The organism is Massilia sp. YIM B02763, from assembly GCF_030412015.1.
GTDB lineage: Bacteria > Pseudomonadota > Gammaproteobacteria > Burkholderiales > Burkholderiaceae_D > Telluria.
This window is the reverse complement of sequence record NZ_JASNRD010000004.1, coordinates 1-14,247: the sequence shown is the minus strand read 5'-3', so window position 1 is coordinate 14,247 and position 14,247 is coordinate 1. Positions and strand designations below refer to the sequence as shown.

7 protein-coding genes are annotated in these 14,247 nt (G+C 64.4%); 3 read left to right on the top strand and 4 right to left on the bottom strand.

Features of this window, described 5'->3' with window-relative positions; all coding sequences use genetic code 11:
* Positions 1-204: 204 nt before the first annotated feature.
* Together QPK32_RS07660 and map are read left to right on the top strand one after the other, a co-directional pair.
* Positions 205-3,039, top strand: coding sequence for a TonB-dependent receptor domain-containing protein (locus QPK32_RS07660; protein WP_290412202.1), 2,835 nt, complete (start codon positions 205-207; stop codon positions 3,037-3,039).
* Between the two features lie 166 nt (positions 3,040-3,205).
* On the top strand, positions 3,206-3,973 hold the full coding sequence (gene map / locus QPK32_RS07655; RefSeq protein ID WP_290412201.1) for a type I methionyl aminopeptidase: 768 nt from the start codon (positions 3,206-3,208) through the stop codon (positions 3,971-3,973).
* 68 nt (positions 3,974-4,041) lie between these two features.
* Here map and gap read toward each other — a convergent pair whose 3' ends face one another.
* Both gap and tkt read right to left on the bottom strand, forming a co-directional pair.
* A complete protein-coding gene (gap, locus tag QPK32_RS07650; protein WP_290412200.1) occupies positions 4,042-5,052 on the bottom strand; it encodes a type I glyceraldehyde-3-phosphate dehydrogenase in 1,011 nt (336 codons plus the stop codon).
* 109 nt (positions 5,053-5,161) lie between these two features.
* Positions 5,162-7,156 (bottom strand): transketolase, encoded by a 1,995-nt coding sequence (gene tkt, locus QPK32_RS07645; RefSeq protein WP_290412199.1) that lies wholly within the window; start codon positions 7,154-7,156, stop codon positions 5,162-5,164.
* Positions 7,157-7,278: 122 nt separating this feature from the next.
* Here tkt and QPK32_RS07640 point away from each other — a divergent pair, with 122 nt between their 5' ends.
* Positions 7,279-8,007, top strand: a complete 729-nt coding sequence (locus tag QPK32_RS07640) for a 16S rRNA (uracil(1498)-N(3))-methyltransferase (RefSeq protein WP_290412198.1) — start codon at positions 7,279-7,281, stop codon at positions 8,005-8,007.
* An 85-nt stretch (positions 8,008-8,092) separates the two neighbouring features.
* On the opposite strand, the gene QPK32_RS07635 is transcribed toward QPK32_RS07640, so the two are convergent.
* Positions 8,093-11,284: a TonB-dependent receptor gene (locus QPK32_RS07635; protein WP_290412197.1), complete on the bottom strand. Its 3,192-nt coding sequence runs from the start codon at positions 11,282-11,284 to the stop codon at positions 8,093-8,095.
* A gap of 625 nt (positions 11,285-11,909) precedes the next feature.
* Positions 11,910-14,247: TonB-dependent receptor domain-containing protein (locus QPK32_RS07630; RefSeq protein WP_290412196.1), on the bottom strand; the 2,338-nt coding region annotated here is incomplete at its 5' end.

Genomic DNA, 14,247 nt, shown 5'->3' with positions numbered 1-14,247 from the left:
GTGGCTTTTCGCGTCATTACAGGAGACTGGGTGTCCAGCGTATATGCACAAAAGACCGTTGACACCCTGCCATCCCAGGTGATTCCATTGCCGGCTTGGAAAAACCAATCCATACGTTTTTCCAGACAGTCGCATGAGCGACCGTGTTCCACGGCCGTGCTAACCGCAGTCCGCCGTGCCCCAACCCCTAGGAGTTTTGTAACCATGATGGAAAAAGCTTTGTCCCGTTCGATCCGCCTGATGTGCCTGGGCAGTGTCGCATTCGGGATGCACGCAGCCTACGCCCAAGAAGCGAACGCACCGATGCAGCGCGTCGAAGTGACCGGCTCGCGTATCCGCCAAGTCGACCTGGAGACCGCGCAGCCGGTCCAGGTGATGACCCAGGAACAGATCCAGAAGACTGGCCTGGTCACCGTCGGCGACATCCTGAACCAGCTGTCCTCGGCCGGTACCCCTGATTTCAGCCGCGGCGGCGCGCTGACCTCGAACAACGAGAACGGCGGCCAGTACATCAGCCTGCGCAACCTGGGCTCGAACCGCGTGCTGGTCCTGGTGGACGGCAAGCGCTGGACCCAGACCGTCAACGGCTACACCGACATGTCGACCATCCCGTCGGCCATGATCGAGCGCATCGAAGTCCTGAAGGACGGCGCTTCCTCGATCTACGGCTCGGACGCGATCGCCGGCGTGGTCAACATCATCCTGAAGAAGCGCCTGGATGGCGGCCAGCTGAGCCTGTACACCGGCGCCAACGACAAGGGCGACGGCAAGAACAAGGACTTCTCGCTGAGCTATGGCGCGGCTACCGACAAGGCGTCTGTCATGTTCGGCCTGTCGCACACCGAGCAGGGCACCGTGTGGGCCAACAAGCGCGGCATCACCCAATACGCCAACGGTCCGGATCACCCGGAAGACGGCTACGGCCTGGGCCCGTGGGGCCGCGTGTCGTCGACGGTTGCCGGCAGCACCTTCCTGAACCAGGTGATCAACCACCCGGGCGGCGTCAGCGCCGATCCGCGTAACCCGGCCAACTACCACACCTACGACGGCAGCGTCATCGACGACAAGTTCAACAGCGCCAGCCAGATGATGTTCCAGATGCCGAACCGCCTGGACACGCTGTTCACCAAGGGCACGCTGGAACTGCCGTACGACATGCAGTTCACCACCACCGCGATGTACTCGCAGCGCAAATCGTCGACCCAGATCGCCGGCTATCCGCTGCAGAGCACCACGCAGCCGAGCTACCCGGTCTACATCGCCGCGAACAGCTACTACAATCCGATCGGCGAAGAGCTGTCCTTCTCGCGCCGTACGATCGAAGTGCCGCGCGTGACCGACAACGAAAACCGCACCTTCCACGTCGACGCGACCCTGTCGGGCAACTTCGAAGTCAAGGGCAAGGCCTGGAACTGGGACGTGGGCTACAACCACAGCGAACAGCGCGGCTCGACCTTCGGCACCGGCAACCTCAACCTGGTCAACCTGAAGCGCGCCCTGGGCCCGTCGTTCCTGAACGGCAGCGGCGTCGTCCAGTGCGGCACCCCGGATGCGCCGATCGCGCTGGCCGAGTGCACGCCGTTCAACATCATCGGCGGCCCGTCCGCGTCGACCCCGGAGGCGCTGGCCTACATCATGTCGACCGGCCAGGCAACCTACGGCAGCACCATCAACAGCGCCACCGCCAACATCAGCGGCGAACTGCTGCAGCTGCCGGCCGGCATGCTGGGCGTGGCAGGCGGCATCGAGCACCGCGAAGTGCGTGGCTACGAGCAGCCGGGCCAGTTCGAGCAGTCGGGCTACTCGACCGACCTGGCGGGCAACCCGACGCGCGGCAAGTACCAGGTGCGCGAAGCCTACCTGGAAACCAACATCCCGATCCTGAAGGGCGTGCGTTTCGCCGACCTGCTGAGCGTCGACCTGGCCTCGCGCTACTCGGACTACAGCAACTTCGGCAACACCCACAACAGCAAGGCCAGCTTCATGTGGAAGCCGAACAAGGACATCCTGGTCCGCGGCACCTGGGCCCAGGGCTTCCGTGCCCCGACCGTGGGTGACACCTTCGGCGGCGGTTCGCAGACCTACGACACCTTCCTGGATCCGTGCGACACCCAGTTCGGCGAAGCCGCGCGCAACCCGATCGTGGCGCAACGCTGCGGCCTGGGCGCTGGTTTCCGTCAAGTCGACCAGACCAACACCCCGATCACCAGCACCCGCGGCACGCAAAGTATCGCTCCGTTCCTGTCGGGCGCCGGCAACAACGCACTGCAGCCGGAACGCGCGAAGACCAACACCCTGGGCTTCGTGTACAGCCCGGCCGCCGTGCCTGGCTTCTCGGGCTCGCTGGACTGGTACAACATCAAGGTCACCAACCTGATCACCGGCATCACCGCGAACGACGTCCTGAACTACTGCTACACGCAGAACATCTCGTCGTACTGCAGCTCGCTCAAGCGCGATGCCAACGGCCAGCTGGTCAACCTGTCGCGCGGCAATGCCAACCTGGGCTCGCTGGAAACCGAGGGCTGGGACCTGTCGTTCTCCTACCGCTTCCCGCGTAGCCAGTACGGCCAGTTCACCCTGCGTTCGGACTCGACCTTCGTGACGAAGTACGAGCAGAACCCGGGCGACGGTTCGGACACCATCAGCTACCTGGGCGACTACGACGAGAACGGCGTTGCCTACTACCGTGCCAAGTCGAACGTTGCCCTGGACTGGAACATGGGCAACTGGAGCGCCACCTGGACCGCGCGCATCTTCGGCCGCGTGAAGGACCTTTGCTACGACGACACCTCGTGCAAGTACCTGACCCAGGAAGCCAGCTTCGGCACCGGCTACAACAAGCTGGGCGCGATGGTCTACAACGACGTCAGCGTCGCGTACAAGACCCCGTGGAAGGGCACGATCATGCTCGGCGCCAACAACATCTTCGACAAGAACCCGCGCACCACGGTGCTCGGCGCCGCTTCGTCGTCGGCTGTCGACGCCAACCTGCCGATCGACCGCTTCGTCTACGTGCGTTACAACCAGGCCTTCTGATGACGGCGGCCGCCCGGCCGCTTGCATGACAGCCTGACCGATGCCCGCCGGGTCCGCCCGGCGGGCATTTTTTTTGGATCGACGCCCATGGCCGCGACGCGGTATCATGAGCGTTTGGCCGCCGCCTCCCCTTCCCTCGCGTGCGCGCCGTTTCACCAATCGAACCATGGCCATCAAACTCAAGAACGACAAGGACATCGCCAAGATGCGCGTCTCCGGACGCCTCGCGGCCGAGGTGCTGGAAATGATCGGCGAGTACGTCGTCCCCGGCGTCTCGACCGAGGAACTCGACCGCCGCTGCAACGAATACATCCGCAAGGTGCAGAAGGCCACGCCGGCCAACGTCGGCTACCACGGCTTCCCGAAGACCCTGTGCACCTCGGTCAACGGCGTCGTCTGCCACGGCATTCCGAGCGAGAAGGAAATCCTGCAGGGCGGCGATATCATCAACATCGACGTCACCGTCATCAAGGACGGCTGGCACGGCGACACCAGCCGCATGTACTTCGCCGGCACGCCGTCGCCGGAAGCGAAGAAGCTGGTCGACACCACTTATGACGCCATGATGGCCGGCATCCGCACCGTGCGTCCCGGTTCGCGCCTGGGCGACGTCGGCGCCGCCATCCAGAAGCTGGCCGAAGGCGCCGGCTACTCGGTGGTGCGCGAATACTGCGGCCACGGCATCGGCAAGGTCTACCACGAAGACCCGCAGGTGCTGCACTACGGCCGCCCGAACACGGGCCTGCTGCTCAAGGAAGGCATGACCTTCACGGTCGAACCGATGATCAACCTGGGCGAGGCCGACGTCGAGCAGCTCGACGACGGCTGGACCGTCGTCACGCGCGACCGTTCGCTGTCCGCGCAGTGGGAACACATGATCGCGGTGACGAAGAACGGCTTCGAGATCCTGACGCCCTGGCCCGCGAAAAAATGAGGTACGCTGCGTCATCCGCGCCATAAAAAAACGCTCCCGAAGGAGCGTTTTTTTATGGCTGGAACGAATTATTTGGCGTTCATCAGCGCCACGGTGGTGTCCAGCATGCGGTTGCTGAAGCCCCACTCGTTGTCATACCACGACGAGACCTTCACCAGGCGGCCCGACACCTTGGTCAGCGTGGCGTCGAAGTTCGACGAGGCCGGGTTGTGGTTGTAGTCGACCGAGACCAGCGGCGCCGTGTTGTAGGTCAGGATGCCGGCCAGCGGACCGTCGGCGGCGGCCTTCATGATCTGGTTGATCTCGTCCACGGTCGTGTCGCGCTTGGCGATGAACGACAGGTCGACGATCGACACGTTGATGGTCGGCACGCGGATCGCGTAGCCGTCCAGCTTGCCGTTCAGTTCCGGCAGCACGAGGCCGACCGCGGCGGCGGCGCCGGTCTTGGTCGGGATCATCGAGTGCGTGGCCGAACGGGCGCGGCGCAGGTCTTCGTGCATCACGTCGGTCAGCACCTGGTCGTTGGTGTAGGCGTGCACGGTGGTCATCAGGCCGTTTTCCAGGCCGATGGCATCGTTCAGCGGCTTGACCAGCGGGGCCAGGCAATTGGTGGTGCAGGAGGCGTTCGAGATCACGGTGTCCGACGCCTTCAGCACGTCGTTGTTGACGCCGAACACGATGGTGGCGTCGACGTCCTTGCCGCCCGGTGCCGAGATGATGACCTTCTTGGCGCCGCCCTTCAGGTGGGCCGATGCCTTTTCCTTGGTGGTGAAGAAGCCGGTGCACTCGAGCACGACGTCCACGCCCAGTTCGCCCCAGGGGATCTCGGCCGGATTGCGCTGCGCGAACACGCGGATGCGGTCGCCGTTGACGATCATGAAGTCGCCGTCGACTTCGACGGTGCCCGGGAACTTGCCGTGCGTGGTGTCGTAGCGGGTCAGGTGGGCGTTCGACTCCGAGTTGCCGAGGTCGTTGATCGCCACGATCTGGATGTCCTGCTTCTTGCCGCCTTCGTAGAAGGCACGCAGGACGTTGCGGCCGATGCGGCCATAACCGTTGATTGCTACTTTGATCGTCATTTATTCACTCCTGATTGAAAAAAATTCATCATCACGCAAGCATAGCGCGAAAATCGGCCGCGCGCTCCCGTCTCCTGGCGCGCGCGGCGGAGTACATCAACTCAAAGACTTATGCCAGCACCGACTTGACCTTGCCGACGACGTTCTCGACCGTGAAGCCGAAGTGCTTGAACAGCACGGGCGCCGGGGCCGATTCGCCGAAGGTGTCGATGCCGACCACGGCGCCTTCCAGGCCCACGTACTTGTACCAGAAGTCGGTCACGCCGGCTTCGATGGCCACGCGCGGGATGCCCTTGCCCAGCACTTGCGCCTTGTAGGCGGCGTCCTGGCGCTCGAACACGTCGGTCGACGGCATCGACACGACGCGCACGCCGATGCCCTGGCCGGCCAGCGCGTCGGCGGCCTTCATCGCCAGTTCGACTTCGGAACCGGTGGCGATCAGCACGGCGCGCGGCGCGTGCACGTCGCGCAGCACGTAGCCGCCCTTGGCCACGTTGGCGACGGTGGCGGCATCGCGTTCCATGTACGGCAGGTTCTGGCGCGAGAAGATCAGCGTCGACGGGCCGTCCTTGCGCTTCAGGGCCTCGCCCCAGGCCACCATCGACTCGGTGGTGTCGCACGGACGCCAGTTGTCCAGGCCCGGGATCAGGCGCAGCGACGAGACGTGTTCGATCGACTGGTGGGTCGGGCCGTCTTCGCCCAGGCCGATCGAGTCGTGGGTGAACACGAACAGCGAACGGATCTTCATCAGCGACGCCATGCGCAGCGCGTTGCGGCTGTAGTCCGAGAAGGTCAGGAAGGTCGCGCCGAACGGGATGAAGCCGCCGTGCAGGGCGACGCCGTTCATCATGGCGGCCATGCCGAATTCGCGCACGCCGTAGTTGATGTGGTTGCCCGGGGTGCCCGAGCGCACCGGGATCGATTCCTTCCAGTTGGTCAGGTTCGAGCCGGTCAGGTCGGCCGAGCCGCCCAGGAATTCCGGCAGCACGCCGGCCAGCGCCTGGATCGCGTTCTGGCTCGCCTTGCGGGTGGCGATGGTTTCCTTCTTCTCGACGGTCGAGGCGATGGCGGCGGCCAGCGTTTCCTCGAACTTGCCCGGCAGCTCGCCCTTCATGCGGCGCTCGAATTCGGCCGCCAGTTCCGGATACTGCGCGCGGTAGCCGGCGAACAGGGCGTCCCACTCCGCCTGGGCGGCGGCGCCCTTCTGCTTCTGGTCCCAGGCTTCGTAGATCGGGGCCGGGATGTCGAACGGGATCGAATCCCAGATCAGGTGTTCGCGCACCGCCGCGACTTCCTTCTCGCCCAGCGCGGCGCCGTGCACCTTGTCGCCGCCCTGCAGGTTCGGCGAGCCCTTGCCGATGATGGTCTTGCAGCAGATCAGGGTCGGACGGTCCGAATTCTTCGCCTGGGCGATCGCCGCATCGACGGCAGCCACATCATGGCCGTCGACGTCGGGGATCACGTTCCAGCCGTAGGCCGCGAAGCGCTTCGGGGTGTCGTCGGTGAACCAGCCTTCGACCTTGCCGTCGATCGAGATGCCGTTGTCGTCGTACAGCCAGATCATCTTGTTCAGGCGCAGCGTGCCGGCCAGCGACGCCACTTCGTGCGAGATGCCTTCCATCAGGCAGCCGTCGCCGACGAAGGCGTAGGTGTAGTGGTCGACGATGTCGAAGCCCGGACGGTTGAATTCACGTGCCAGCAGCCACTCGGCCAGCGCCATGCCCACCGCGTTGGCGATGCCCTGGCCCAGCGGACCCGTGGTGGTTTCCACGCCCGGGGTGATGTGCACTTCCGGGTGGCCCGGGGTCTTGCTGTGCAGCTGGCGGAAGTTGCGGATGTCGTCCATGGTCAGGTCGTAGCCCGACAGGTGCAGCAGCGCGTAGTGCAGCATCGAACCGTGGCCGTTCGACAGCAGGAAGCGGTCGCGGTTCATCCAGCCCGGATTGGCCGGGTTGTGGCGATAGTGGCCGTCCCACAGCGCGACGGCGATCTCGGCCATGCCCATCGGCATGCCGGGGTGGCCGGAGTTTGCTTTCTGGACGGCGTCCATCGCCAGCGCACGGATCGCGTTGGCCATCAGGGTGGTGGTTTGCAGAGATTTCATGGGTGCGGTAGGTACTGAGGATTGGAAGCGGTGGCGTTGCGGCGTGCCTTAACCGCGTATTTTAGCAGAGGACGGGGCCGCGGATTTAAAATGCCGGTCTGTCCATTTGCCGTTTGCCATCCATGCCACGCTTCTACTGCCCGCAACCGCTCCCCCCCGGCGCCGTCGTCGACCTGCCGGAAACCGTCGCCCACCACCTGCACGTCGTGCGCCAGCAGGCCGGCGACGAGCTGGTGCTGTTCAACGGCGAGGGCGGCCAGGTGCGTGCCCGCCTGGTCGACATCGGCAAGCGCCGCGCCAGCGCCGAAGTCCTCGCCCACGACGCCGTCGATGCCGAACTGCCCTTCTCCGTCACGCTGGCCCAGGGCCTGCCGGAAGGCAGCAAGATGGACTGGATCGTGGAAAAGGCGGTCGAGCTGGGCGTGACGCGCATCCAGCCGCTGGCGGCGCGGCGCTCGGTGGTGAAACTGGCCGGCGAGCGCGCGGAAAAGCGCCTCGCCCACTGGGAGGGCGTGGTAGTAAGCGCTTCCGAACAATGCGGCCGCAACTGCCTGGCCGGCGTGGCCCCGGTGCAGGAATTCGGCCGCTGGATCGCCCAGCCGCAGGATGGCGCCGCGCGCATCCTGCTCAGCCCGCGCGCGGACGCCTCGCTGGCGCAATGGACGCGGGCAAACACTGCCCGCGACGTGGTGCTGCTGGTCGGTCCGGAAGGCGGCTTCAGCGACGAGGAAGAAGACGCGGCGATCGCCGCCGGCGCCCTGCCCCTGTCGATGGGACCGCGCGTGCTGCGCACCGAGACGGCGGGGCTGGCGGCGCTGGCGATCCTGGCGGCGGGATGGGGCGGGATCTGAACGCAGCTATATAGATAGGCAAAAAAACCGCGGCCGAAGCCGCGGTGAATGGATACGGCGCCGGACGGCGCCGTATCAAGCTTCATCAGAAGCGCTTGTTGTACTCCACCGTCAGCTTGATCGAACGCGCAGCCTGGTAGGCCGTGTACTGGTTGTACGTGGCGGCGAGCACGTTCTCGTCGCCCTCGTCGTAGGTCGGATCCTGGGTGATCGGACGCTGCGAGTTGAATACGTTGAACACATCGACCTTGACGGCGAGTCCCTTGAGCATGTTGGGCGCATAGACCAGGTTCAGGTCCAGGCGTTTTTCCCAGGGCAGGCGGCCGAGGGACCCGCGCGGCGCCGGCTTGCCGCCACAGTAGTAGTACTCGGCGCTGTAGCCCGGGCCGCCGTAGGCGACGTTGTAGGGGAAGCTCGGATCCAGGCCGTTGCCGTTATCGTCGGAACCGTCGGACAGGTTGTTGGTCCCCAGGCACAGGCGCGGACGGCCGGACTGGATCGTCGCGAAGCCACCGACCGTCAGTTCCGGCGTGATCTGGTACGCGCCCAAGGCCTTCAACTGGTGCTTGCGGTCGTTCGGCAGCAGGCCATCGCTACCCGGTGCGAATTCCGGGAAGTCCCATGCCGCCGAGGTGCCGACGTCGGTCTGCCCCGTGTCCGAACGGGTCTGCCCTTCCATATTGCCCTTGGAACGCGACAGCGTGTAGTTGACCCGCCCGAACCAGCCGTTGCGCATCGGGTGTTCCAGGTACACGTCCAGCGCCGCGTAGGTACGCTTGGCCTTCGGCTCGGCGATCTGCGCCGTGGTGAAGTGCGCATACTGGCCCTTGCCCGTCACGACCGGGTTGCCGGCCGCGTCGTTGCCATCCACCCACAAGGTCACGTCGCGGCCGGGGTTGTAGATGTAGCAGTTGACCGCATCGGGCGCCAGGATGGGGATGCCGTTCTTTTGCGCGAAGTCGAGGATGGGTCGGGTGTCGCAGCTGTCGTCGATACCGGCACCCAGCTTGCGGTAGGTGACCCGGCCGCCGAAGTTCAGGTCCGGCGACCATGCCTTGTCGAAGCCGATCGTCAACTCGTCCTGGTAGTTCGGCTTCAGGCCGTCGGCCACGATGGCACGCGGGTCCTTGCGCTGGTTGTATTCACCGTCCGGCGACTGTTGCGTATTGATCGGCACCAGGCCCAGCGGCGCACCGGTGTTCGGATCGACGCCCGTATAGGTGAAATCCTGGTTCAGGTAGGTCGAGCGCGACGCCGCGCGCGCCGCCACCGAAGTCGGCAATTGCAGGTAGTAGCGGCCCAGGCTGCCATAGACTTTGAGCGACTGGTCGCCGTTCACATCCCAGATCGCCGAGAAGCGCGGCGCCACCTGGCTCTTCATGTCGATGAATTTTTCGCCATCGCCGTTCGAGTTGGAGTAGGTGTCGTTGCGCACGCCCAGGGTCAGCAGCACGTTCTTGCTGACCTGCCATTGGTCTTCGAGGTACTGGGCGTTCTGTTTCGCGGACGCGTCGGTGATCGAGCTGAAGATGTTCGAACGGACGTAGTAACCCGCCAGGCCCGAACCGCCGTAGTTGGCGACGATGGCCGGACGGCTGAAGGACAGGGGCACCGACGTGTTAGCGTTGCCGGCGCCGACCCAGCGGTAGCTCCAGCTCATGCCGCCACTGGTGGCGACACCTGCGCCGCTGACGTCGATCTTGACGGAGTCGATACCGGCGCGCAGCTTGTGGTCGCCGATCTTGTATTCGATGTCGAAGCGGGCTGCCTTCGTCTCGTCTTCGCCCGGCGTAGCGCGGTTGCCCGGGAAAATATTGTGTGTACGGAACAGATTCGGATCGAGCGCCGGCCAGCGGCCGTTGCCACCGGTGTAATTGATGACCGAAACCGACGGTGGGACGGTGCCGCCCGTATTCTGGCCTGCCTGCTCATAGACCGTGCCGCGCTCGCTCTTCAGGACGCCGTAAAGCGCGGTGACGGTCAGGTCGTCGGTGATCTGGCCGTTGTAGCGCAGCGAGTTCAGCTTGGAACCGGGAGGCTGCGGATAATACGCGTCGGTCGGCCCCATATTGGTCGCCACGGCCGACGAGTACAAGGTGTTGTTCGGGTGGCCGTTCAGGTTGACGATGCCGTTGTTGACTGTCTTGTCGTCCAGCACGTAGCCATATTTCTGGTAGCGGCCGCGATAGTCGTCGCCGGCGCTGGTGAACTCGAGGCGGTGGTTGTCGGTGATGTTCCAGTCCAGCTTGCCGAGCCAGCGGTTTTCCCAGGTACGGTTCGCATTCCAGCCGCTTTCGGCGATCGTCGACGGGGCGGCGGAGCTGGCCGAGCCGACGTAGCTGTCCGTGCCAAGGGTCTGGTCCGCGGCGATGAACATGAACAGCTTGTCGCGGATGATCGGACCGCCGACGTAGCCGCCATACTGGCGCGTGGTGGTCGAGCGGTTGTCGCGGCGCAGGTCGATCTGGCCATCGGTCTCGGCGCCGTTATTGGGGTAGATGATGTTGCGGCGGTTCGCGCGCCATGCGTTCGGCTCGATCGAGTAGGTGGCGCCCGCTTCCCAGGTATTGGTACCGCTCTTCGACGTCACCGCCAGCACGCCGCCGATCGAACGGCCGAACTCGGCGCCGAAGCCGCCGGTCAGTACGTTGGCCTGCTGGATCGCGCCGAACGGCAGTTCCATCGAACCCAGCTGGCTGAGCGGATTGGTGATCGGGAAGCCGTTCAGGTAGAACGCGTTCTCGGACACGCCGCTGCCGCCGAAGGAAGCGGTGTTGCCGAATGCCGGATCGCCGCGCGTGGTATTCGGGGCCAGCAGCACGATGGAAGTCAGGTTTTGCTGTACCGGCAGCTTGTTCAGTTCCTTGGCGGTAAACGTGACGCCGTTGGCGGCCGTGGTGAGGTCGATGCGGCTGCGGCGGCCCGTCACCTGGACTTCCTGGACATTGGTGAACGACGCGTCGACGCCCTGGGCCAACAGCACGTCGACTTCGGTGCTGCGCACCACGTTGCCGTTCTGGAGCAGGTCCACGCGATAGTGCCCTGGAGGCAGCGACGTTGCCTGGTAACGGCCGGCGGCGTCGACGGTTGCCGTGCGGCGCAGGCCCGTTTCGACGTTCGTCAGCGCGATGCTGGCGCCCGGCGTGCCTTCCACGCGGCCGGACACGGTGCCGGTGGCGTTCGACTGTGCGAAAGCGGGCGAAGCAACGCCCAGTACGAGGGCGGTGCCCCCGAACGCCAGGGCGAGCGCGTGGACTACGACAGTTTTCTTCAACATGTGATCTTTCCTGTTCTGTTATCGAAGCCGGCGCTGACGCCGGCCGCATCTGTTTTCAATCACGAAACGGGTTTTTCTCTCTTCTATCCGCCGAAAACAAACATTTCTTGGCCAGCGGATATGCATGTCATAAAAACATATCCTTTCTTCAAGAGTCAATTCGAGAAATGACACAATCTTTACGACAAGAACACTATTTGTTAGCACCGAAATAGTGCGTGAATATTCGTGACAATGTGCGATTGCAACAGAAAATACGTATTTACAAGCAGTGAATTGCGCCAGGGTTCCCGGATGCGCAATATCGTGAAACGCTGCGGATCGGTACAGCGAGCGGGATTATTGCATTGCACCCATAATGCTCACCGGGCGTCGTCTTCATCTGGAAATGCACAGTGTTAGCGCATTTTCACGGCATTTGTAGAACAGGTTTTCTTGAAGAGACCGTTGGGAAGAAACAACGTATCGGTCGGCCTGTTCACTGCCGAACAATGGTTACCGGTGAAATCGACGAAAGGCGGCCGTTAACGAAAACGGGGCGGGCGAGTCATGCATGATGACTCGCCCGCCCCTGTCGTGGAGACGGCGATGACGGCGCTGGCGCCGTCATCCGTTCAAGCGAAGCTTAGAACGTGTAGGCCAGGCCCAGGCTGTAGAAGCGGCCGACGGCGCCCGCCTGGTGCAGCGAGGCGTTGTACGACGTCTGCACGTTCGAGTTGCCGTAGGTGCTCAGGTCGTACGGCGGCTGCTTGTCGAACAGGTTCAGGATCGAGCCCTTCAGGGTCAGGTTCTGGCTCAGCTTGTACTGCACGTTCAGGTTGGTGACGGTGAACGATGCGACGTGGCAGTAGTACTCCGGCTGGTCCAGGTCCTGGAAGTAGGCGCGGCCAGTGATGTCAGCCGATGCCGTTGCGCAGTTGGTGCCGCCCACCGACGGATCCAGGGCCGAGAACTTGCTGGTGTAGTTCACCGTCGCGTTCACGTCCAGCGGACCCTTCGAGTAGCCGAGGCTGAACTGGGCACGGTTCTTCGGCGAACCGGTTGCGCCCGAGACCACCGACGGGCCCTGGGTGCCGGCCAGCTGGTAGGTCACGCCGGCGACCGACTGCTCGTAGCTGAACGTATGGGCTGCGCTCAGGTTCGCGCGCACGACACCCATATCGCTCGGCAGGCGCCAGCGGTAGCCGATGTCCGCTTCGATGCCGTCGGTCTTGGTCGAACCGGCATTGATGTACGGCGACTGTGCGTAGGCGATGGTGCCGACGGCCGGGGTGCCCACGGCGACTTCATTGCCGTTGCCGGTGTACAGGTCGATCGGGGTCGGGTCATTACGCACGAAGGTCGGCACGTAGCTCGGATCGTTGCCGGCTGCGGTCACGATCTGGTTCTTCACGTCGATCTTGTAGTAGTCCAGGGTGGCGTTCAGGCCCTTGAGCGGCTCGACCACGATACCCAGGGTGTACGACTTCGATTTTTCCGGCGACAGGTCCTGGCTGGTGGTCTGCACGTAGGTCGGCTGGATGTTGCAGGCGCCGGTGACCGGGGTGCCGGCGGCGCGCGGGCCGTTGGCGCACAGCAGCGGGTCGTTCAGGCCGTTGAACAGGAAGAACGAACCTGCATTGCCGGTTTCAGCCGGGTTCGGTGCGCGGAAGCCGCGGGCGAAGGTACCGCGCAGGGCGAACATCTGCGACGGGGTCCACTTGAAGCTGGCCGCCGGCGTGAACGACTTGCCGTAGGTGTCGAAGTGGTCGTAGCGGCTGGAGACGTGCAGCTCGAGGTTCTTGATCGGGGTCGCCTGCAGTTCGGCGAAGGCGGCGGTATTGGTTTCGTCGCCCACCACGAACGCCGAGGTGTTGCCGACCAGGCCGTTGGCGGTCAGCGACGATGCCGGCGCGTCCCAGGTACGCTTGTGCCAGTGCAGGCCGGCAGCCAGGGCCAGCGGGCCGGCGCCCAGTTGCATCAGTTCGCGCGAACCGACGGCGTCGAAGTAGTTCAGCTTCGAGGTCAGGGTGTTCGAGAAGCGCGGCGAGACCTGGTCGAGCAGGCTCTGCGAGTTGCCGCCCAGGACGTTCCACTGGCCTGCATTGATCGCGTTGTACAGGGCATTACGATCGACGTAGCCGCTGTAGTCGATGTCGACCTTGACCTTGGTCAGGCCGCCGGCGAGCTGCAGGTCCCAGCCGTAGGCGCGGCCCGTCAGGTCGAGGGCGAAGCGGGTCGTGGTCGAGGTGTTGTCCGATACGCTGGCCGCATCAATGCCCGGGATGTAGCCGTACAGGCGGGCATTACCCGGATTGATCAGGTTGCCGTTGGCATCCGTTGCGGTTCCGGCGACGAACGGGTTCGTCATGCCGCCCGCGCCGATGCTGGCACCCGGAGCGAACACGGTGCTGGGGATGCGGCCGACGCCGGTTTTCAGCACGCCGTTGTTCAGCGTGGTGGTACCTGCGTAGGTGCTCGACGAATAGGTCGGGCCGACGCCGCGGTTGTTCAGGCTGTCGCGCTTGAACATCGAGCCCTTGAAGGCCAGTTCCCAGTCGGCGTTCAGCTTCTTGGTCATGCCGACCAGCAGGTTCAGGTTTTCGCTTTCCGGCTGGATGTAGCTGGCGTTGTCGGTCACCGAGCACTGGCCCGCGCGGTATTTGGTGTAGTTGCAGCTCGGATCCAGGAACAGGAAGTTCGCCGCGTTATTGGCACCGCCCGTACCGGTCGGGTTGTACAGGAACGGCGAGCTGGCCGGGGTCACGAAGCCGTTCAGCGAGGTCGGCACGCCCAGGGTCAGGTCGTTACCGCCGCGGCCGCGCCAATCGCGGTTGGCCCAGCCGTACTGGTCGCGGTCCGACAGCTTGATGCCGCCCTGGTGGCGCCATTCCGCGGTGACGAAGGCGTTGTAGCCATCGTTGTCCAGGTCGCCGATGCCGGTGCTCAGCGAAGCGCGGTGGGTCTGGCCGCCGCCGTGCTGG